At 66.0% G+C, this 24,553-nt stretch carries 2 protein-coding genes; both read left to right on the top strand.

Annotated features, from left to right (window positions below; translation table 11 throughout):
- The first annotated feature begins 281 nt into the window (after window positions 1–281).
- On the top strand, window positions 282–13,193 hold the full coding sequence (locus DK870_RS21390; protein ID WP_161549620.1) for a non-ribosomal peptide synthetase: 12,912 nt from the start codon (window positions 282–284) through the stop codon (window positions 13,191–13,193).
- Window positions 13,190–24,535, top strand: a complete 11,346-nt coding sequence (locus DK870_RS21385; RefSeq protein WP_161549619.1) for a non-ribosomal peptide synthetase — start codon at window positions 13,190–13,192, stop codon at window positions 24,533–24,535. Before DK870_RS21390 ends, DK870_RS21385 begins: the two co-directional genes overlap by 4 nt.
- The last annotated feature ends 18 nt before the right edge of the window (window positions 24,536–24,553 follow it).

Below are 24,553 nucleotides of genomic sequence, written 5' to 3'. Positions count from 1 at the left end.
CCGTAAGGGCGGAACCAATATCAGCCGTTACCGCAGCAACGGATATGTACCCGATCCTGTAGATACCCAAGCCCTGCCTAGAGCGGCGCAAGTCCGCCCGTGTCCCCACTTCCCATGTCACCCCCCACCCGCCAAACCCCTTAACGTCCCAGACCAGCCGGAAGCCCCCCAGGCCCCCCGGCTGCGCCCGCTATTTTCCCAGGGCGCGCAGCGCACCCGATTCAAGCGGCAGCTGAAAACGGACTTTCTTCTCAACCGTGACTTATCAGGCAGGTTACCCCATGCAGTTCAGCGAATTATTGGCAGCGATTTCCACCCATGCGATCCGTCTGCAGACTGAAGAGGGCGACCTGATCATCCTGGGCGACGACGAAGCCCTGAGCGACGCGCTGTGGGATCAACTGATCGCCCACAAGCCCGCACTGCTGGCACTGGTGGCCGAGCACGGCGGTGACTGGCTGAGCCCGGCTTACCGCATCACCCCGGCCATGCTGCCGCTGGTCAACCTCGACCAGGCCGCCATCGACCGTATCGTCGCCGCGATCCCGGGTGGCGCGGCGAATGTGCAAGACATCTACCCCCTGGCGCCGCTCCAGGAAGGCATGCTCTACCACCACCTTTCGGCCGAGCAAGGCGACCCCTACGTGCTGCACGCGCAGTTTGTGTTCGACAACCGCGCACGGCTGGAGGCTTTCGCCGAAGCCTTGCAATGGGTGATCGACCGCCACGACATCCTGCGCACCTCGATGGTCTGGGAACGCCTCGACGAACCGCTGCAAGTGGTGTGGCGCAAGGCGCCGCTGGTGTGCGAAGACATCCGCTGCGACGGCGGCGATGCGCTGGCCCAGTTGCAGGCGCGTTATGACGCGCGGACTTACCGCATGGACCTGGGCCAGGCGCCGCTGTTGCGCCTGGTCTTCGCAGACGACCCGGCCAACCAGCGGGTCGTGGCAATGCTGCTGTTCCACCACACCATCCTCGACCACACCGCCCTCGACGGGGTGCGCCATGAACTCCAGCTGTACCTGGCCGGCGAGCACGCCCAGGCCGGCGAGCCGGTGCCGTTTCGCAGCTACATCGCCCAGGTACGTCAGGGCGTCAGTGAGCAGGCTCACGAAACGTTTTTCCGCGAGATGCTGGCCGATATCGACGCGCCGACGTTGCCGTTCGGCTTGCAGAATGTGCAAGGCGATGGCCACGGCGTCGATGAGGCACGTATCCCCGTCGACAGTGGCCTGAGCCGGCGCCTGCGGACCTTGGCACGCCCGTTGGGGGTGAGCATGGCGAGCCTGCTGCACCTGGCCCTGGCCCGTGTGCTGGGCGTGGTGTCCGGCCGCGAGGCGGTGGTGTTCGGCACGGTGATGCTCGGTCGCATGGACGCGGGTGAAGGCGGTGAACGCGCCTTGGGCATGTTCATCAATACCTTGCCGTTGCGCGTGGACGTGGGCGAGCAGGGCATCCGCGCCGGGGTCAGGGCGACCCATGCGCGCCTCACCACCTTGCTCGACCATGAACATGCCTCCCTGGCGCTGGCGCAACGTTGCAGCGGTGTCGCCGCGCCGACGCCGCTGTTCAGTGCGATGCTTAACTACCGTCACAGCGCCGCCACCGATATGGCCGCCGTCATCGAGGTCGCCCCCGGCATCCAGGTGTTGGGCGCCGAGGAGCGCACCAACTACCCGCTGACGGTCAACGTCGATGACCTGGGCGAAGACCTCGCACTGAGCGTGATCGTCGAGGCTTCCATCGGCGCAGGGCGGGTGGCCGGCTACCTGCATACGGCCCTCGAAAGCCTGGCCGATGCGTTGGAGCAGCGACCGGATATGCCGCTCAGCGGCCTGAACATACTGCCCGACGCCGAACGCCAGACCCTCCTGCACGGCCTCAACCAAAGCCCCACGCATTATGCCGATAACGCCCTGATCCACCAGCAAGTCGAAGCCCATGCCGCCGCCCACCCCGAGGCGGTCGCGCTGCGTTTCGATAACCGGCGTCTGACCTACCGTCAACTCAACGAACGCGCCAACCAGGTGGCTCACCGCCTGCTGGCCCAAGGCGTGCGCCCCGACGACCGCGTGGCGATCTGCGTTGAGCGTGGCCTGGAAATGATCATCGGCCTGCTGGGCATCCTCAAGGCCGGTGCCGGTTATGTGCCCATCGACCCGGCTTACCCGCTGCAACGTATCGCCTTCACCTTGCAGGACAGTGAGCCGGTAGCCGTGCTGGTGCAGGCCAACACCGCGCACTTGGTCGGCGAGCTGACGCAGATCGACCTCAACCAACTGGGCCAGGAATCCATCGTCAACCCGCGACTGGCGTTGGGCCCGGCCAACCTGGCCTACGTGATCTACACCTCCGGTTCCACCGGTTTGCCCAAGGGCGTAATGATCGAACACCGCCAAGTGGCGCGGCTGTTCACGGCCACCGAGCACTGGTTTGGCTTCAATGCCAACGATGTGTGGGCCTTGTTCCATTCCTTTGCCTTCGACTTCTCGGTATGGGAAATCTGGGGCGCGCTGATGCACGGCGGCCAGTTGCTGATCGTGCCGCAACTGGTCAGCCGCTCGCCGGATGAGTGCTACACGCTGCTCTGCGAGGCGGGCGTGAGCATCCTCAACCAGACGCCCAGCGCGTTCCGGCAGTTGATCGCCGCCCAAGGCCGCAGCCCCGCAGCACATTCCCTGCGCCAGGTGATTTTTGGCGGTGAAGCCCTGGAGCCAGGCTTGCTCAAGCCGTGGTATGCCCGCGCAATCAACGCCGGCACGCAACTGGTCAACATGTATGGCATCACTGAAACCACCGTGCACGTGACCTATCGCGCCTTGCAGGCGGCGGATGCCCAGTTGGTGGGTGTCAGCCCGATTGGCGTGCGTATTCCCGACTTGCAGTTGTACGTATTCGATGCAGCTCGCGAGCCGTTGCCGTTTGGCGTGGCCGGCGAGTTGTACGTCGGCGGTGCCGGTGTCGCGCGTGGTTACTTGAATCGACCGGCGCTGAACGCCGAACGCTTCCTCACCGACCCGGTCACCGGCCAGCGCCTGTACAAGACCGGTGACCTTGGCCGCCTGCTGGCCGACGGCAGCGTTGAATACCTGGGGCGCAACGACGACCAGGTGAAGATCCGCGGCTTCCGCATCGAACTGGGCGAAATCGAAGCGCGCCTGGCCACCGCCGACGGCGTGCGTGACGCCGTGGTGATTGCCCGTGAGGATGAGCCGGGCGACAAGCGCCTGGTGGCCTATGTGATTGCCGACGGCGAACTCAGCACCGCCGCCTTGCGCGACCATCTACTGCGCAGCCTGGCTGACTACATGGTGCCCAGCGCCTTCGTACGGCTGGACCAGTTGCCGCTCACCCCCAACGGCAAGCTCGACCGCAAGGCGTTGCCCGCCCCGGATACCGATGCGCTGGTGCGCCGTGGTTATGCCGCCCCGCAGGGCGCGGTGGAAACCACCATCGCCGGCCTCTGGCAAGAGCTGCTCAAGCTCGACCGCGTGGGGCGTGACGATAACTTCTTCGAGCTGGGCGGGCACTCGTTGCTGGCGGTCAAGTTGATCGAACGCATGCGCCAGGCCGACCTCAGTGCCGATGTGCGCGTGCTGTTCGGCCAGCCCACCCTGGCTGCCTTGGCGGCGGCGGTGGGCGGGCAGCGGGAGGTCCAGGTTCCGGCCAACCTCATCAGCGCAACCAGCGAACAGATCACGCCGCAGATGCTGCCGTTGGTGGCGCTGGACCAAGCGGCGATCGACCACATCATCGCCGGCGTACCCGGCGGCCTTGGCAACGTGCAGGACATCTACGGCCTGGCCCCGTTGCAAGCCGGCATCCTCTACCACCACCTGGCAACCACCGAGGGCGATCCCTACGTGTTGCAGGTGCAGTTGCGCTTCACCGACCAGGCCGCAGTGGACGCGTTCGTCCAGGCGCTGCATCGCGTGATCGAACGCAATGACATCCTGCGCACCGGCATTCTCTGGGAGGGCCTGGAGGAACCGGTGCAAGTGGTACTGCGCCAGGCGCCGCTGGCCGTCGAGCGCCTCGAAAGCCCGGGCCAGGATGCGTTGGCGCATCTGCAGCAGCGCTTTGACCCGCGCCACTATCGCCTCGACCTGTCGCGCGCCTCTCTGATGCGCTTTGCCTATGCCCAGGCGCCGGACGGGTTGGTCGGCATCCTGTTGTTGCACCATATCCTGCTCGACCACACCGCGCTGCAAGTGCTGGTACAGGAGATGAGCGCCAGCCTGTCCGGCGATGACGCGCACTTGCCGGAACCGGTGCAGTACCGCAATTACGTGGCCCAGGCGCGCCTCGGCGTGACCCAGGCGCAGCACGAAGCCTTCTTCAGCGACATGCTCGGCGATCTCGATGAGCCCACCCTGGCGTTCGGCTTGCAGGACGTGAACGGCGACGGCAGCGGCATCCTCGAAGCCCACTTGCCCCTGGAGCCGTCGCTTAGCCAGGGCCTGCGCGAACAGGCGCGGCAACTGGGTGTGAGCACTGCCAGCCTGGTGCACCTGGCCTGGGCGCAGGTGCTGGGCCAGGTGTCCGGTCAGCAGGATGTGGTGTTCGGCACCGTGTTGCTGGGCCGCATGCAGGGCGGCGAGGGCGCCGACCGCGCACTGGGCATGTTCATCAATACCTTGCCGCTGCGGGTCAGCCTCGGCACTGTCGGCGTACAGGCCGGGGTGCGTGCCACCCATGCGCGGCTGGCGCAATTGCTCGGGCATGAGCACGCCTCGTTGTCCCTGGCCCAGCGCTGCAGCGGTGTGCCGGGTTCATTGCCGTTGTTCAGCACGCTGCTCAACTACCGCCACAGCGCGCCGGATGAAGCCCCGGGCGACAGCCCGTTCGCCGCTGCGGGCATTCAAATCCTCAGTTCCGAAGAGCGCAGCAATTACCCCCTGGTCCTCAACGTCGATGACCTGGGCAGCGGGTTCGCGCTCACCGTGCAAGGCGTGGCCAGCCTGGATGTGCAACGCGTCGGCGAATACATGCTCACCGCGTTGCGCCACCTGGTCAGTGCCTTGCAGCAAGCGCCGACCATGCCGTTGCAGGCGGTGTCGATCCTGCCGCCCGCCGAGCGTCATCAATTGCTGGTGACGTTCAACGCCACCCACCGCGAATACCCGTCGCAACTGACCGTGCAGCAACTGTTCGAAGCCCAGGCGCTGGCCCGGCCGGAGGCGGTAGCGGCCGTGCACGGCGCGTTGTCGCTGAGTTACCGTGACCTTAACCGGCGCGCCAACCGCCTGGCCCATCACTTGCTCCAGCAAGGCGTGCAGCCCGGCGAAAGCGTGGCGATTGCCCTGCCGCGCTCCCTCGATCTGCTGGTGTGTCAGTTGGCGATCCTCAAATGCGCGGCGGTGTATGTGCCGCTGGACATCAACGCCCCGGTGGACCGCCAGGCGTACATGGTGCAGGACAGTGGCGCACACCGGGTGCTCACGACCCTGGCCGACCTGAATCTGGAGGCGCAGTCAGCGCGCAATCCGGAGCTGGCGCAAAGCTCGGAAAGCGTGGCGTACATCCTCTACACCTCCGGCTCCACCGGCGCCCCGAAGGGTGTGCAAGTGCCGCACCGCGCCATCTCGCGCCTGGTGCTCAACAACGGTTACGCCGATTTCAACGAGCGCGACCGCGTGGCCTTCGCCTCCAACCCGGCGTTCGATGCGAGCACCCTCGACGTGTGGGCACCGTTGCTCAATGGCGGTTGTGTGGTGGTGGTCGACCAGGCCGTGCTGCTGTCCCAGGCGGCGTTTGCCGCATTGCTGCAGGAGCAGGCCGTCAGTGTGTTGTGGATGACCGCCGGGCTGTTCCATCAGTACGCCGATGCGCTGATGCCGGTGTTGCCTCAGTTGCGTTACCTGATCGTCGGCGGCGATGTCCTCGACCCGCTGGTGATCGGCCGCGTGCTCCGGCACGGCAAGCCCCGGCACCTGCTTAACGGCTACGGGCCGACCGAAGCCACCACGTTCTCTACCACCCACGAGATCACCTCGCTGGGCGAGGGCGGCATCCCCATCGGCCGGCCAATCGCGAATGCCCAGGCCTATGTGCTCGACGCCCGTCAACAACCGCTGCCGCTGGGCGTGGTCGGTGAGCTGTATATCGGCGGTGCGGGTGTGGCCAAGGGGTACTTGAACCAGCCGCAACTGACCGCCGAAAAATTCATCGCCAACCCCTTTGGTGACGGCCTGCTGTACCGCACCGGCGACCTGGCAAGCTGGCAGGCCGACGGCACGTTGCTCTACCAGGGGCGCAATGACCTGCAATTGAAGATTCGCGGCTTCCGTATCGAACCGGGCGAAATCGAGACGTGCCTGGCCACGTTTGCCGGGGTCAAGGACGCCGTGGTGCTGGCCCGCGAAGACCAGCCTGGCGACAAGCGCCTGGTGGCGTACTACACCGGCGAGGCGGCGTTGCCGATCGAAGCGTTGCGTGCCCACCTGCAAGCACGCTTGCCGGACTACATGGTGCCTTCGGCCTATGTCTGGCTCGCGCTGTTGCCCCTGACCGCCAACGGCAAGCTGGATCGCAAGGGCTTGCCGGCTCCGGACCAGAGCGCGCTGCTCAGCCGTGGTTACGAAGCGCCGGAAGGCGAAGTGGAAACCCTGCTGGCGCAGATCTGGCAGGACGTGCTCAAGCTGGAACGCGTGGGGCGGCACGACCATTTCTTCGAGCTGGGCGGGCATTCATTGCTCGCCGTCAGCCTGATCGAACGCATGCGCCAGGTGGGCCTGAGCGCCGATGTGCGCGTGCTGTTCAGCCAGCCGAGCCTGGCCGCGTTGGCGGCGGCGGTCGGCAGCGGCCGTGAGGTCGTGGTGCCTGCCAACGGTATCCCGGCGGGTTGCACGCACATCGAGCCGGCGATGCTGAGCCTGGTGCAACTCGATCAGGCGGCGATCGAGCGGATCGTCGCCAGCGTCCCGGGGGGCGCGGCGAATGTGCAGGATATCTACCCGCTGGCACCGCTGCAGGAAGGCATCCTTTATCACCACATCAGCGCCGAGCAGGGCGACCCCTACCTGTTGCAGTCGCGCATGGCGTTCGACAGTCTCGAGCGCTTGCAAAGCTTCATGGGCGCGCTGCAACAGGTGGTTGCGCGCCACGATATCTTGCGCACGGGCGTGGTCTGGGAAGGCTTGGACAGCCCGGTGCAGGTGGTGTGGCGTGACGCCCAGCTGGTGGTGCAGGAAGTCACCCTGGACCCGGCGGACGGCAGCGTCATCGAACAATTGCACGCGCGGTTCGATGCCCGCCATTACCGCCTGGACATCACCCAGGCGCCGCTGCTGCGCATGGTCTATGCGCAGGACCCAAGCCATCAGCGAGTCGCGGCGATCCTGCTGTTCCACCACCTGGCGCTGGACCATACCGCCATGGCCGTGGTCGGCCAGGAAATGCGCGCCTGCCTGCTCGACCAGGCCGATGCATTGCCTGCGCCCTCGCCGTTTCGCAACTATGTGGCCCAGGCACGCCTGGGGGTGAGCGTGGCGGAACATGAACAGTTCTTCCGCGAAATGCTCGCCGATGTCGATGAACCGACCTTGCCCTTTGGCGTGCAGGATGTGCAGGGCGACGGGCGGGATATCGAAGAGGCCGAGCAACCGCTGGAGGCAGCCCTGGCGCTGCGGGTGCGTGAGCAGGCGCGCCTGCTGGGCGTCAGTGCAGCGAGCCTGATGCACCTGGCCTGGGCGCAGGTGCTGGGGCTGGTGTCCGGGCGTGACGACGTGGTGTTCGGCACCGTGTTGATGGGCCGCATGCAGGCCGGCGACGGTGCCGACCGTGCGCTGGGCATGTTCATCAATACCTTGCCGCTGCGGGTCAATGTTGCCGCCGGCGCGGCGGTGGCGGTCAAGGCCACCCATGCGCGCTTGAGTGCATTGCTCGGTCACGAACATGCGTCGCTGGCCCTGGCGCAACGTTGCAGCGGCGTGGCGGCGGCCATGCCGCTGTTCAGCGCGCTGCTCAATTACCGCCATAGCACGCCTGACGAAATGGCCCGCGACGGCCAGGGCATCTGGCAAGGCGTGCAATTGTTGGGCGGTGAAGAACGCAGCAACTACCCACTGACCTTGAGTGTCGATGACCTGGGAACAGGCTTTGCCCTAAGTGTGCTGGCGCTGCCGCAGATCGGCGCCCAGCGCCTGTGCGGCTACATGCACGGCGCCATCGAGCAACTGGTCGCGACCCTGGACAGCGGCGCCACCACCGCGCTCAATCAGCTGTCGATCCTGCCGGCGGCGGAGCGCGAAACCCTGTTGCGCGAGTTCAACAACACTGCAGTGGATTTCCCCACCGGGCACACCGTGCATGGCGCCTTTGAAGCCCAGGTCGAGCGCCAGCCCAACGCGATTGCCGTGCAGCAAGAGGAGGAGTCGCTGACCTATCAGCAACTCAATCAACGCGCCAACCAGTTGGCTCATCACCTGCTGCAACAGGGCGTACAGCCGGATGACCGCGTGGCGCTGTGCTGCCGTCGCGGCCCACAGATGCTGGTCGGGTTGCTGGGCATTCTCAAGGCCGGCGCCGGCTATGTGCCCATCGACCCGGCTTACCCCGCCGAGCGTATCGCCTACCTGTTGCAGGACAGCGCCCCGGTGGCGGTGCTGGCCGAAGCCGGCACCCGTGACCTGCTCGGTGCGGTGCCCACCGTGGACCTGCAGGGCGACCGTTGGCAGCACCACCCCGTCAGCAACCCGCAACTGCCGACCCTGACCCCCGCGCACCTGGCCTACGTGATCTACACCTCCGGCTCCACCGGCCAGCCCAAGGGCGTGATGGTGGAACACCGCACCGTGGAAAACCTGGTGCACTGGCATTGCGAAGCCTTCGGCCTGGATGCGCGCAGCCACACCAGCAGTGTCGCCGGTTTCGGCTTTGATGCGATGGCCTGGGAAGTCTGGCCGGCACTCTGCGCCGGCGCGACCCTGCACCTGCCGCCGGCCCAAATGGGTAATGAGAACATCGACGCACTGCTCGACTGGTGGCTGGCGCAGCCGCTGGATGTGAGCTTCCTGCCCACGCCCGTGGCTGAGTACGCCTTCAGCCAGAACCTGCTGCACCCGACGTTGCGCATCCTGCTGATCGGTGGCGACCGCCTGCGCCAGTTCACCCAGGAGCGACGCTTTGCAGTGATCAATAACTACGGCCCCACCGAAGCCACGGTGGTCGCCACGTCCGGCCGCGTGCGCGCCGGGCAGGTGCTGCATATCGGCAGGCCGATCGCCAATGCCCACACCTACCTGCTCGATGCGCAGTTGCGCCCGGTGCCGGTCGGTGTGGTCGGTGAGTTGTATGTGGGCGGTTGCGGTGTGGCGCGAGGCTATCTGAACCGTGCGGACCTGACCGCCGAGCGTTTCCTGCAAGACCCGTTTAACCCTGGGCGCATGTACCGTACCGGCGACCTGGCGCGCTGGTTGCCCGACGGCAATCTCGAGTACCTGGGCCGTAACGACGACCAGGTGAAAGTGCGCGGCGTACGCGTTGAACTGGGCGAAATCGAAAGCCGCCTGGCCGCCTTGCCTGGCATTGACGAAGCGGTGGTGCTGGTGCGTGACGCTCGCCTGGTGGCCTGGTTCACCGCGCAGCAAGCGCCGGCCATCGAGACGCTGCGCGAGCAACTGCAAGCGCAACTGCCGGATGCACTGGTGCCGGTCGCCTACGTCAAGCTCGACGCGTGGCCCCTGACCGCCAACGGCAAGCTGGACCGCAAGGCCCTGCCGGAGCCCGATCAGGCCGCGCTACTCAGCCGCGACTACGAGGCGCCCCAGGGCGACGTGGAGACCACCCTGGCGCGGATCTGGGCCGAGGTGCTGCAAGTGGAGCGCGTCGGGCGCCATGACCACTTCTTTGAGCTGGGCGGGCATTCGTTGCTGGCCGTCAGCCTGATCGAACGCATGCGCCAGGTCGGCCTGAGCGCCGACGTGCGCGTGTTGTTCAGCCAGCCGACGTTGGCCGCCCTCGCCGGCGCCGTGGGCAGTGGCCGCGAAGTGCAGGTGCCGCCCAACCGGATTGCCGCCGATTGTGCGCGTATTACCCCGGATATGCTGACCCTGGTCGACCTCGATCAATCGACCCTCGACCAGGTGGTCAACCAGGTGCCCGGTGGCGCGGCCAATGTGCAGGATATCTACCCGCTGGCGCCGTTGCAGGAAGGCATGCTGTATCACTACCTCAGCGCCGAGCAGGGCGACCCGTACCTGCTGCAATCGCACCTGGCCTTTGATTGCCTCGAGCGCCTGCAAGCCTTTGCCCAGGCGCTGCAACAGGTGATCGACCGTCACGATATCCTGCGCACCGGCGTGGTCTGGGAGGGCCTGGTGCAGCCGCTGCAAGTGGTATGGCGCCGTGCCGAGTTGCCGCTGGAAGAGTTGCAGTTGGACGGCGATGTGTTGGCGGCGCTGTACGCACACTCCGATGCCCGCCGCTATCGCCTGGATATCCGCCAGGCCCCGCTGATTCGTTTGATGTTCGCCCAGGACCCGGCCAACCAACGCGTAGTCGCGGCGTTGCTGTATCACCACATTGCGCTGGACCACACCGCATTCGACGTGGTGCTGCGCGAAATGCAGGGCCATTTGCTCGGCCACGCCGCGCCAACCGTCGCCCCCATGCCGTACCGCAACTACGTGGCTCAGGCGCGCCTGGGCGTCAGCGAGCAGGAGCACGAAGCGTTCTTCCGCGAGATGCTCGGCGACGTCGATGAGCCGACCTTGCCGTTCGGTTTGCAGGATGTGCGCGGCGACGGCCGTGAGATCGAGGAGCACTGCCTGCGCCTGGACAGCGAGCTCAACCGCCGCCTGCGCGCCCAAGCCAGGTTGCTTGGCGTGAGCAGCGCAAGCCTGTTCCACCTGGCCTGGGGCCAAGTGCTGGCGGCCACGTCGGGCCGCCACAGCGTGGTGTTCGGCACGGTTCTGGTCGGGCGCATGCAAGGCGGCGAGGGTGCCGACAGGGCGCTCGGGGTGTTTATCAATACCTTGCCGCTGCGCCTGGATATCGATGCGCAAGGCGCCCGTATGGCTGTGCGGGCCACCCATGCGCGGCTGACCGCGTTGCTCGGGCATGAACATGCATCCCTGGCCCTGGCCCAGCGTTGCAGTGGGGTGGCGGCACCGGCGCCGTTGTTCAGCTCGATGCTCAACTATCGCCATCGCGGCGTCGCCACGCGTGCCGCCGAGGCACAGCAGGCGTGGGAAGGCATGCAGACGCTGGTCAACGATGGGCGCACCAACTACCCGCTGACGTTGAACGTGGATGACTTGGGCGATGGCTACGAAGTCACCGCCTTGGCGCAGTTCGATGCGCAGCGCGTGTGCGGTTATATGCAGACGGCCCTGGCGGGCCTGGTTGACGCCTTGGAGCAGGCACCGCACCAGGCGCTCAATCGTCTGCCGGTTCTGGGCCACGACGAGCGCCAGAAACTGCTGGTGGCGTTCAACGCCACCGATGTCAGCTACAACCTCGACCAGACCCTGCACGGTCTGTTCGAGGCGCAGGTGGCGAAAACGCCGAATGCGCCGGCGGTCAAGGCCGCTGAGCAGCAACTGAGCTACGCAGAGCTTAATAAACGTGCCAACCGCCTGGCCCATCACCTGCGGGAACTCGGAGTACAGCCGGATTCACACGTGGGTATCTGCGTCGAGCGGGGCCTGGACATGGTGGTCGGCCTGTTGGCCATCCTCAAGGCCGGTGGCGCCTACGTGCCGCTGGACCCGGCGTACCCGTTGGAGCGCATCGCCTACATGCTGCAAGACAGCGCACCGGTGGTGGTGCTGGCGCAAGGTGCCACCCGCGCGTTGTTGGGCGACGTGCCGCTGCTTGATCTGGATTCGGTCACCTGGCAGCACCAGCCCGCCACCAACCCCCAGGTGCCGGGCCTGAGCGCCCGGCACTCGGCCTATGTGATCTACACCTCGGGTTCCACGGGCCAGCCCAAGGGCGTGATCAACGAACACGCCGGCGTGGTCAACCGTTTGCTGTGGATGCAGGACGCCTATGGCCTCAAGGCCGATGACAGGGTGTTGCAGAAAACCCCGTTCAGTTTCGACGTGTCGGTGTGGGAATTCTTCTGGCCGCTGTTGAGCGGTGCGCGCCTGGTCATGGCGCGCCCGGGTGGGCACAAAGACCCGGCGTACCTGTGCGACGTGATCGAGGCCGAACACATCACCACCTTGCACTTTGTACCGTCGATGCTCGATGTGTTCCTGGCCCATGGCGATGTTGGCCAGGCCAGCGGGCTGGTGCGGGTGATGTGCAGTGGCGAAGCGTTGCCGGGCAGCCTGGTGCGGCGCTTCAAGCAGCAATTGCCGGGGAGCGGCCTGTACAACCTGTATGGCCCGACAGAAGCGGCGGTGGACGTGACGGCCTGGAACTGCGCACGCCCCGAGGTACCGGACAACACGCCGATCGGCAAACCCATCGCCAACACCCGGATGTATGTGCTGGATGCGCAGTTGCAGCCGGTGCCGCTGGGCGTGGTCGGTGAGTTGTTCATCGGTGGTGTGCAAGTGGCGCGGGGTTACCTGAACCGCCCGGAACTGACCGCCGAGCGTTTCCTCGACGACCCGTTCACCCAAGGGCGCCTGTATCGCACCGGGGACGTGGGCCGCTATTTGCCCGACGGCAATATCGAGTACCTGGGCCGTAACGATGACCAGGTGAAGATCCGTGGCCTGCGCATTGAACTGGGCGAAATCCAGGCGCGCCTGCTGGAGCACGCGCAGGTCAATGAAGCGGCGGTAGTAGCCCGCGAAGAGCGGCTGATTGCCTACTACACCGGCGTGCACACCGACATCGAAATACTGCGCGCCCATCTGTTGCAGCACCTGCCGGACTTCATGGTGCCCGCCCTGTTCGTGCACCTCGACGCGCTGCCGCTGAGCCCCAACGGCAAGCTTGACCGCAAGGCGTTGCCGCTGCCGGGCATGGAGGCATTGAATGTGCGCGAATACCAGGCGCCGCAAGGTCACACCGAGACCCTGCTGGCCCGGCTGTGGGCCGAGCTGCTGGGCGTGGAGCGGGTAGGGCGCCACGACAATTTCTTTGAACTGGGCGGGCATTCGCTGCTCGCCGTGAGCTTGATCGGGCGCTTGCGCCAGGAAGGCATGGAAGCCGATGTGCGGGCGCTGTTCGAACAGCCGACCCTGGCGGGCTACGCCGCCGTCATCGAACAAATGGAGATCGTCCTGTGAGCATCCTCGAACTACTGGCGACGCTGCAAATCAAGGGTGTCCAACTGGCGCTCAAGGGTGAGCAGTTGTCGGTGCAAGGCAATAAACAAGCGTTGCAAGACCCGGCGCTGCTGGCCGCGTTGCGCGAACACAAACCGGCGCTGATCGAGTTGATCAAGGGCGGCGAATACTCGGCGACCAAGGCCGGTGAAGTAACGGTGCCGGTCAATGGTATCCCGCTGGGTGCCGAGCGCATCACCCCGGCGATGTTGAGCCTGTCGACGCTGAGCCAGGAGGAGATCGACGGCCTCGTCGCCACGGTCGATGGCGGTGTCGCGAATATCCAGGACATCTACCCGTTGGCGCCGCTGCAGGAAGGCATCCTGTTCCATCACGTCAGCGCCGAGCACGGTGACCCGTATGTGATGCAGTCGCAGTTCGCCTTCGACAGCCTTGAGCGTTTCGACGCGTTTGCCCAGGCCCTGCAGGCCGTCATGGACCGGCACGACATCCTGCGTACCAGCGTGGTCTGGGAAGGCTTGCGCGAGCCCTCGCAAGTGGTCTGGCGCCAGGCTCGCCTGCCGGTGCAGGCCCTTGAGCTGGACCCCGCCGACGGCGACATCGCGGCGCAACTGCACGGGCTGTTCGACGTTCGTCACTATCGTCTCGACGTGACCCGGGCGCCGTTGCTGCGCCTGGTGCGCGCCGATGACCCGGTGAATGCGCGGATTGTCGCCACCTTGCTGTTTCACCACATGGCTCTGGACCACAGCGCCCTTGAAGTGGTGTGCCATGAACTGCAAGCGTGCCTGTTGGGGCAGGGCGCGGCGCTCGGTCAGCCGGTGCCGTTTCGCAACTATGTGGCCCAGGCGCGACTGGGGGTCAGCGAGCAGGAGCACGAGGCGTTCTTCCGCCAGATGCTCGGCGATATCAGCGAGCCGACCTTGCCGTTCGGCTTGCAGGATGTACAGGGCGATGCCCGTGGCATCACTGAAGTCAGCCTGCCGCTGTCGCCGCAGCTGGGGCAGCGCTTGCGTGCACAGGCACGGCTGTTGGCGGTGAGCGCCGCCAGCCTGTTCCATATGGGCTGGGCACAGGTGCTGGGCGTGCTCGCCGGCAAGCGGCAGGTGGTATTCGGCACGGTCCTGATGGGCCGTATGCAAGGCAGTCATGACACCGAGCGTGCGCTGGGAATCTTCATCAACACCTTGCCGTTTCGCGTGGACGTGGATGACCAGGACGTGCGTGCCGGGGTCAAGACCACGCACGTGCGCCTGACCACCTTGCTGCGCCATGAACATGCGGCGCTCGCCCTGGCGCAGCGTTGCAGTGGGGTGGTGGCACCGACGCCGTTGTTCAGCGCCTTGCTCAACTACCGTCACAGCGCGTCGGCCGCCAGTGAGCAGGCGTTATCGGCCTGGGCGGGCATCACCGCGCTCAGCGCCGAGGAGCGCACCAACTACCCGTTGACCTTGAGCGTGGATGACTTCGGCGAAGGCTTTGGCCTGAGCCTGCTGGCCAGCACCCAAGTGGACCCGCAACGCGTCTGCGCCTACCTGCAAACCGCCCTGGAAAACCTGGTGACGGCGCTGGAGCAGGCGCCCCACACCGCGCTTAACCAGATCGCGGTCGTACCTGCCTGCGAACAACAGCTGCTGCTGGAGCAGTTCAATGCGACCCAGGCCGACTTCCCCCAGGGCACCTCGGTGCACGCGCGCATCGAGGCCCAGGCCGCGCTCACGCCCGACGCCGTTGCCGCCGTGCACCAAGGCCGACAACGCACCTATGCCGAGCTGAACCAGCAAGCCAACCTGCTGGCTCATCACCTGATCGCGCTGGGCGTGCAGCCCGACGACCGCGTGGCCATCGTCGCCCGCCGTGGCCTGGACACCCTGGCCGGGTTGCTGGCGATCCTCAAGGCAGGGGCCTGCTATGTGCCGGTGGACCCCTCCCACCCGGCCGAGCGCCTGAACTACCTGCTGAGCGACAGCGCCCCGGTGGCGGTACTGACCCAGCAGGCGTTGCTCGAGCGTCTGCCGGTGCTGGACGTGCCGGTGATCAACCTGGATCGCTACACCTGGCAGCACCACTCGGCGAGTAATCCCAAGACCGGCGTCACGCCGTCGAACCTGGCATACGTGATCTACACCTCCGGTTCCACCGGCCTGCCCAAGGGCGTGATGGTGGAACACCACACCGTGACCAACCTGGTGGACTGGCATTGCCGCGCCTTTGACCTGTGTGCCGGGCGCCATACCGCCAGCGTGGCCGGGTTCGGCTTTGACGCGATGGCCTGGGAAGTGTGGCCGGCACTGTGTGTGGGCGCGACCCTGCACTTGGCACCGACCCAGGAGGGCGGTGAAGACATCGACGCCTTGCTGGCGTGGTGGGGCGCGCAACCTCTGGATGTATGCTTCCTGCCGACACCGGTGGCCGAGTATGCCTTCAGCCAACAGATCGAACATCCGACGCTGCGCACCCTGTTGATCGGCGGCGACCGCCTGCGCCAGTTTGCGCGGGCGCAGCGCTTTGCATTGATCAACAACTATGGCCCCACCGAAGCCACGGTGGTTGCCACTTCCGGCAAGGTCGAAGTGGGGCAGCCGCTGCATATCGGCAAACCCATCGCCAATGCCACGGTGTACGTGCTGGACGAACAACAACGCCCGGTGCCCCTGGGCGTGGCAGGCGAGTTGTATGTGGGCGGCAAGGGCGTGGCGCGCGGTTACCTGAACCGCCCGGAACTGACCGCAGAACGCTTCCTGCAGGACCCGTTCAACGGCGGGCGCATGTACCGCAGCGGCGACCTGGTGCGTTGGCTGCCGGACGGCAACCTCGAGTACCTGGGGCGTAACGATGACCAGGTGAAAATCCGCGGCATGCGCATCGAGTTGGGCGAGATCGAAACCCAACTGAACCAACTGCCCGGCATCCTCGAAGCCGTGGTACTGGTGCGCGACGAGCGGCTGGTGGCTTATTTCACCGAGAAGCCGCAGTTGGACCCGCTGACGGTGGCGGGCATCCGCGCCCATCTGGTGGCGCACCTGCCGGACTACATGGTGCCGGTGGCCTTCGTGAAACTCGACGCGTTGCCGCTGACCGCCAACGGCAAGCTCGACCGCAAGGCCCTGCCGGCGCCTGACATGGCGGCGGTGTTTAGCCGTGAATACGCGGCGCCCCAAGGCGAAATCGAAACCCAGCTGGCGCAGATCTGGGCCGATGTTCTGCAGGTCGAGCGCGTGGGGCGGCACGACCATTTCTTCGAACTGGGCGGGCACTCGTTGCTGGCCATGCGCATGGTGTCCCAGGTACGCCAGCGCCTGGGCGTGGAGCTGTTGCTGGGAGACTTGTTTGCCAACGCCGAACTTGCCGCTGTCAGCGACGTGTTGGCCCAGGCCGGCCGCAGCACCTTGCCGGACATCCTCCCGGCCAACCGCGATGAACACATCCCGCTGTCCTTCGCCCAGCAGCGCCTGTGGTTCCTGGCGCTGATGGAAGGCGCCAACACCGCCTACAACATCCCCATTGGCCTGCGCCTGCGCGGTCAGTTGCACGTAGAGGCGTTGCAACGCGCACTGGCACGCATCGTTGCGCGGCATGAAACCCTGCGCAGCCGTTTTGCCCAGCACGGTGATGAAGCCCAGGTGCTGGTGGTTCCGGCCGAGGAGATGTTGCCCCTGCAAGTACAGGACCTGCGCCGCCATCCGCAACCGCAACAGGCGCTGGACGCGCTGATTCAGGGCGAAGCGTCGGCGCCGTTCGACCTGGAGCGTGGCCCGTTGCTGCGCGGTCGCCTGGTGGTGATGGCCGACGATCACCATGTGTTGCTGTTGACCCTGCACCACATCGTTTCCGATGGCTGGTCGATGGGCGTGCTGACCCGTGAGCTGATGGCGCTGTACCGGGCGTTCAGCCACGGCCAGCCAGACCCGTTGCCGCCGCTGCCGATCCAGTACGGCGACTTTGCCGTGTGGCAGCGCCTGTGGTTGAGCGGTGAAGTGCTGCAACGCCAGAGCGCCTATTGGCAGCAGGCGCTGGACGGCGCCCCGGCCTTGCTCACGCTGCCCACCGATCGCCCGCGCCCGGCGCAGCAGGACTACGCCGGCAACAGCGTCGCTGTGCGCCTGGATGAACGCCTTACGGCGGGGCTCAAGGCTTTGAGCCAGCGGCATGGCACCACGCTGTACATGACCTTGATGGCGGCCTGGGCGTCGTTGTTGGCGCGGTTGTCCGGGCAGCAGGACCTGGTGATCGGCTCGCCGGTGGCCAACCGCACGCGCAGCGAGGTGGAAGGGCTGATCGGGCTGTTCGTCAACACCCTGGCGGTGCGCATCGATACCTCGGGTGAGTTGAGCACCGAGGCCCTGCTGGCGCGGGTCAAGCGCCTGACGCTGGCGGCCCAGGCCCATCAGGACCTGCCGTTCGAACAAGTGGTGGAGATTACCCGCCCGGTGCGCAGCCTGGCGCACAGCCCGCTGTTCCAGACCCTGCTGACTTGGCAGGACAGCAGCGCCCCGGCCCTGGCGCTGGGTGACCTGGCGTTGGAGAGCATTGTAGAGAACAGCCACTTTGCCAAGTTCGATCTGTCCCTGGACCTGGGAGAAGTGCAGGGCACCTTGATCGGATCGCTGGAATACGCCGTGGCGCTGTTCGATGAATCGACAATCGAGCGTTACGTCGGTTACTTCAAGCGGGTCTTGCAGGCCATGGTCGATAACGACCAGGCCGTGCTGGAACATGCGCCGCTGCTGGATGAGCGCGAGCGCCAGCACCTGCTGTTCGACTTCAACGCCACGCAGATCGATTACAACCTCGACCAGACCCTGCATGGATTGTTCGAGGCTCAGGTCGAGCGTTCACCGCACGCCGTCGCAGTCAAGGCCGGTGATCGGCAGTTGACCTACGCCGAACTCAATGCACAAGCCAATCGGTTGGCCCATCACCTGATGGCGTTGGGCGTGCAACCGGGCGCGCGGGTCGCTATCTGCGTGGAGCGCGGTCTGGAAATGGTGGTCGGCCTGTACGCGATTCTCAAGGCCGGTGCCGGCTATGTACCGTTGGACCCGGCCTACCCGCTGGAGCGCATCGCCTACATGCTCAAGGACAGCGCGCCTTGGGTCGTGCTGGCCCAGGGCACGACGCATACCTTGCTCGGCCAGGTGCCGGTGATCGACCTGGACCGCCCGACCTGGCAGCACCTGTCGGCCGAGAATCCCCAGGTGGCCAGCCAGACCGCGTATGTGATCTACACCTCCGGCTCCACCGGTCAGCCCAAGGGCGTGATCAACGAGCACGCGGGGGTGGTCAACCGCCTGCTGTGGATGCAGGACGAATACGGGCTGACCGCCGATGATACGGTGCTGCAGAAAACCCCGTTCAGTTTCGATGTGTCGGTGTGGGAGTTCTTCTGGCCGCTGTTCACCGGCGCACGCCTGGTGATGGCGCGCCCGGGCGGGCACAAAGACCCGGCCTACCTGTGCGAGGTGATCGAGGCCGAACGCATCACCACCTTGCACTTTGTGCCGTCGATGCTCGAGGTGTTCCTCGCTCACGACGATTTGAGCCAGGCAGCCGCGCTGGTGCGGGTGATGTGCAGTGGCGAAGCCTTGCCGGGCAGCCTGGTGCGCCGCTTCAAGCAGCAGTTGCCGGGGATCGCCCTGTACAACCTGTATGGCCCGACAGAGGCGGCGGTGGATGTGACGGCGTGGAACTGCGCCGGGCCGCTGACCCCGGACAACACGCCGATCGGCAAGCCGATTGCCAATACCCGCATGTACCTGCTGGACGCGCAGTTGCAGCCGGTACCGCTGGGCGTGGTCGGTGAATTGTTTATCGGCGGTGTGCAAGTGGCGCGGGGTTACCTGAACCGCCCGGAACTGACCGCCGAGCGCTTCCTCGACGATCCGTTCACCCACGGGCGCCTGTATCGCACCGGGGACGTGGGCCGCTATTTGCCCGACGGCAATATCGAGTACCTGGGCCGTAACGATGACCAGGTGAAGATCCGTGGCCTGCGGATCGAACTAGGGGAAATCCAGGCGCGACTGCTGGAACATGCCCAGGTCAACGAAGCGGCGGTGGTGGCGCGCGAAGACCGGCTGATCGCCTATTACACCGGCGTGCCGACTGCGGTCGAAGCACTGCGTGCTCACCTCCTGCACCACCTGCCGGAATTCATGGTCCCGGCCGTCTTCGTACATCTTGAGGCTTTGCCGCTGAGCCCCAACGGCAAGCTCGACCGCAAGGCGCTGCCGGCACCGGATGTGGATGCGCTGGGGAGGCGCGAATACGAAGCGCCCCAAGGCGACACGGAAATCAGCCTGGCCAGCCTCTGGGCCGAGCTGCTCAATGTGGAGCGTGTAGGCCGTCACGACAACTTCTTCGAGTTGGGCGGGCACTCGTTGCTGGCGGTCAGCCTGATGGGGCGCATGCGCCGCCTGGGCTTGTCGGCGGATGTGAAGGTGCTGTTCGGCCAACCGACGCTGGCGGATCTGGCGGCGGCGTTGGGCGGCGGGCGCGAAGTGGCGGTGCCGGCCAATCGGATTGCCGCGGACTGCACCCGGATCACCCCGGACATGCTGCCGTTGACCCAGCTCGATCAGCCGGCCATCGACCGGATCGTCGCCTGCATCCCGGGGGGCGTGGCGAATGTGCAGGATATCTACGCGCTGGCGCCGCTGCAGGCCGGGATGCTGTATCAGCATCGCCTGACGCAGGGCGCCGACGCCTATGTGCTGCAGGCGCAGTTTGGCTTTGACAGCCAGGCGCGCCTGGACGCCTTTACCCAGGCGTTGCAGGCGGTGATCCAGCGGCATGACGTGCTGCGTTCGTCATTCCATTGGGACGGCCTCGAGGAGCCGGTACAAGTGGTGTGGCGCAATGCGGTGTTGCGGGTTGAAACCGGGCCGCTGCCGCAACGTCTGGACCTGGGCCAGGCACCGTTGATGCGTCTGGTGTGCAGCGAGGCGGCGCAAGGGCTGGTCGCCACGTTGTTGTTCCACCACTTGGTCATGGACCACGTCGCCCTGGAGATCCTGCAACAGGAGCTGCAAGCCTTTTTGCTGGGGACTTCGGACACCTTGGGAGAGGCCGTTCCGTATCGCAACTATGTAGCCCAGACGCTAGCCCAGACCCGACCGGGTGGGGACGATCACGAAGGCTTCTTCCGCGAGATGCTCAGTGAGATCGATGAGCCGACGCAAGTCGAGCCGCTGGGGCCTGATGAGCCGGTGCAGGTGGCAATAGACCCGTCACTCAGCCAGCGCCTGCGCAGCCAGGCGCGTCTGTCGGGTGTCAGCGCAGCGAGCCTGATGCACCTGGCCTGGGCCCAGGTGTTGGGCAAGGTGGCGGGGCGTGAGCAGGTGGTGTTCGGCACGGTGATGCTCGGCCGTCTGCAAGGCGGCGAAGGCGCCGAGCGGGCCATGGGCGTATTTATCAATACTCTGCCGCTGCGCGTCGACCTCGGCGAACACGCGGTGCGTGATGCCCTGTGCGCCACCCACGCACGCCTGAGCCAACTGCTCAGCCATGAACATGCACCGCTGGCCGTGGCGCAACGTTGCAGCGGTGTGCCGGTGGGAACGCCGCTGTTCAACGTGCTGTTCAACTACCGCCACAGTGCGCCGCACGCTGCGGGAGTGGCCGAGGCGTGGCAAGGCATTCAATTGCTCAAGGCGCAGGAGCACGCCAACTACGCGCTGTCGCTGAGTGTGGATGACCTGGGCGACGGTTTCAGCCTCAAGGCCATGGGGCCGGGTGCCCGACGCCTGTGTGCCTACCTGAATGTCGCCCTTGAGCACATCGTGCAGGCACTGGAGCAGGGCAGCGCTATCGCCATCGGGCGCTTGCCGATCCTGCCCGACGGCGAGCAACAGCAGTTGCTGCGCTTCAACGCGACCACTCGGGCGTACCCGCGTGAACACACGGTGCAGCGCCTGTTCGAAGCCCAGGCCCAGGCACGACCGGATGCCGTGGCGGCACGGCATGGCGAACACGGCTTGAGCTACGCTGACTTGAACACCCGCGCCAACCGCCTGGCCCATCATTTGTTGGGGCTGGGCGTGCAGCCGGGCGAGCCTGTGGCGATGCTGTTGCCGCGTTCGCTGGACCTGCTGGTCTGCCAATTGGCAATCCTCAAATGCGCGGCCGCCTACGTGCCGCTGGACCTCAACGCGCCGGCCGAGCGCCAGGACTTCATGCTGCAAGACAGCGGCGCGACCTGGCTGTTGACCCGCAGCGATATGCGTACCGTGCATTCGGCGCAGCGGCTGGACCTGGACACCCTGGTTCTTGACCCGCAACCGAGCCATAACCCGGCCCTGTCGCAGGCGTCGGACAGCGTGGCGTACATCATGTACACCTCGGGCTCCACCGGCGCGCCCAAAGGCGTTCTGGTGCCGCATCGCGGCATTACCCGGCTGGTGCTCAACAATGGCTATGCCGACTTCAATGCCAGTGACCGCGTGGCCTTTGCCTCCAACCCGGCTTTCGACGCCAGTACCATGGACGTGTGGGGCGCCTTGCTCAACGGCGGCCAGGTGCAGGTGATCGACCATACCACCTTGCTCGACCCGGCCGCGTTCGGCGCGGCGCTGGCCGGCGCCACGGTGCTGTTCGTGACCACGGCGCTGTTCAACCAGTATGTGCAGATGATCCCGGACGCATTGGCCGGTTTGCGCATATTGTTGTGTGGCGGCGAGCGGGCCGACCCGGCCGCCTTCCGCACGTTGCTGGCACGGGCACCGACTGTGCGCCTGGTGCATTGCTATGGGCCGACCGAAACCACCACCTACGCCACCACGCATGAAGTGCGTGCGCTGGCGCCAAGCGCCGACAGCGTGCCGATTGGCGGGCCGATTTCCAATACCCAGGTCTATGTGCTGGATGCGCAACTGCAAGCGCTGCCGTTGGGGGTGAGCGGCGAAATCTGCATCGGCGGCGACGGCGTGGCCAAGGGGTATTTGAACCGGCCTGAGCTGACCGCCGAGAAGTTTGTCGATGACCCGTTCAACCCGGGCAGCCTGATGTACCGCACCGGCGACCTCGGCCGCTGGACGGCGGATGGCCTGCTGGAGTGCATCGGACGCAATGACGACCAGGTGAAGATCCGCGGTTTCCGCATCGAGCTGGGTGAGATCGAAGCGCGCCTGGCCGCCTGCATCGGCGTCCGGGAGGCGGTGGTGCTGGCGCGTGAGGACGTACCGGGCGACAAGCGTCTGGTCGCGTATTTCACCTGGGCCGGCGAACCGGTCGGCGTCGACGCGGTGCGTGCCTTTCTGCAAGGCCAGTTGCCGGCGTACATGGTCCCGTCGGCCTATGTTCCCTTGGCGCAGTTGCCGTTGACCGCCAATGGCAAGGTCGACCGTAAAGCCTTGCCGATACCTGACAGGGAGGCGCTGGCCCAGCGCGATTTCGAAGCCCCAATGGACGCTTTGGAGCAGACCCTGGCACCGCTCTGGGCCGAGGTGCTGAAACTTGAGCAGGTGGGGCGGCATGACAGCTTCTTTGAGTTGGGTGGGCATTCGCTGTTGGCGATCCGCCTGGTCAAGTTGATGGAGGAGGCCGGTTTGCCGGTGTCCCTGGCCGAGTTGTTCCAGCATGCCAGCGTGGCGTCGGTGGCGGCGATGCTGCGCGAGCGTGCCGATGAGCCGGTGCGCGAGACGTCGGTGATCACGGTGCGCAGCGGCGGTTCGCAGCCGCCGCTGTTCCTGGTGCACGAATTCAGCGGCATGGACGTGTACTTCCCGGCGCTGGGCCAGCATCTGCCCGGCGATTACCCCATCTATGGCCTGCCGGGCGTGCCCCTCGGCGAGCCGCACTTGAACACCATGGAAGGGCTGGCGGCGCGCCTGGTCGGTCTGATTCGCGGCCTCCAGCCCCATGGGCCGTACCGGATCGCCGGTTGGTCGTTTGGCGGGGTGCTGGCCTATGAAGTCGCCATGCAACTGCTGGGGCTGGACGAGCCGGTCGCGTTTCTCGGGCTGATCGACAGCTACGTGCCGCGCATGACCGACCAAGGCAAGGCGCGTTGGAGCGGTACGGACGCGCTCAAGCGCCACTTGCTGTTGCAGTGCAGCGCCTATTGGAAAGCCCAGGGAGGTGTGAATGAGCTGGCGAGTATTGAGCAATTGGAGGCAGGCCTTGGACAGCTGGACTTTGCGGGCCTGCTGCAACGCTGTCGCGATCAAGGTCTGCTATACGCGCAAATGGCGGCGGCGACGGACACCGACCTGTTGAATTTCATCGAGCGGGAAGTCGGGCATGGGCATGCGTTGGCGCATTACAGCCTGTTCCCGCTGCCGCTGGCGGTGCATCTGTTCAGTGCCGAGGAACGGCCTACCGAGCTGTCGCGACGCAGTGAATCGCTGGGCTGGAGCGACGCGTTGGCGCCGGGGCAACTGCGCCGCATCGAAGTGCCGGGGGATCACCAGAGCATGATGCAAGCCCCGCATATCCAGGCGTTGGGCCGCGCGCTGAACGAGGCATTGGCAACGGGGGTGCCGGTCAAAGAGGCCGTGCATCAACCGCTGCTGCGCATTCAAAGCGGCCGCGCAGGGCATGCGCCGATCTTTTGCGTGCCGGGGGCGGGTGACAGCGTCACCGGCTTCGTCGGCTTGAGTGAGGCACTGGGGCGTGACTGGCCGCTGTATGGCTTGCAACCCCGTGGCCTCGACGGCGAAGCGGTGCCCCACAGCCAAGTGGAAGCGGCGGCGCAGTGTTACCTGGCTGCGTTGGAGCACGAGTGCCCGCAGGGGCCGGTGCATCTGGTCGGGCATTCGTTTGGTGGCTGGGTCGCGCTGGAGATGGCGCTGCGCTTGCAGGCTGCGGGGCGTGAAGTGGCGTCGTTGACTGTGATCGACAGCGAGTCGCCGGGTGGCAACGGTGTGATAGGGCGGCCATACACCTCGACGGCGGCGCTGCTGCGCTTGATCGAGTCCATGCAGGTGTCGGCCGGCAAGTCGCTGGGCATCGATCCGCCGGACTTTGCCCTGCGCGACGAAGTGGCCCAGCGGCAGGCGTTGCATGCGGGGATGGTGCGCGTGGGGTTGCTGCCTGCCCGCGCTGCGGTGGATGCGATGGTGGGGCCTGCGCGTACCTATGCGGCGGCGTTGCGCACGGTGTATCGGCCGGCGCGGCCGTATCGCGGGGTGGTGCGCCTGCTGTTGGCACGCGACGCGACCCTGGATATGGCGGGCAATCAGCGTGAGCAGGGTTTGATGATTGAAGGCTGGCGGCGCCAAGGCAGTGGGCTGGAGGTGGGGTATGGCGAGGGGAATCATTTCACCTTGCTTAAAGCGCCGAATGTTCAGGGAGTGGCGCAGTGGTGGCTTGAGCGTTTGGTGATTGGGGAGGTGGTGTCTTGAAGGCCATGCAACGCGCCC

Origin of the sequence: Pseudomonas sp. Q1 (assembly GCF_009935975.1) — a bacterium.
In the GTDB taxonomy this organism is placed as follows: domain Bacteria; phylum Pseudomonadota; class Gammaproteobacteria; order Pseudomonadales; family Pseudomonadaceae; genus Aquipseudomonas; species Aquipseudomonas palleroniana.
Note: the sequence above shows the minus strand (reverse complement) of the source record. Positions and strands in the feature narration are given on the sequence as shown.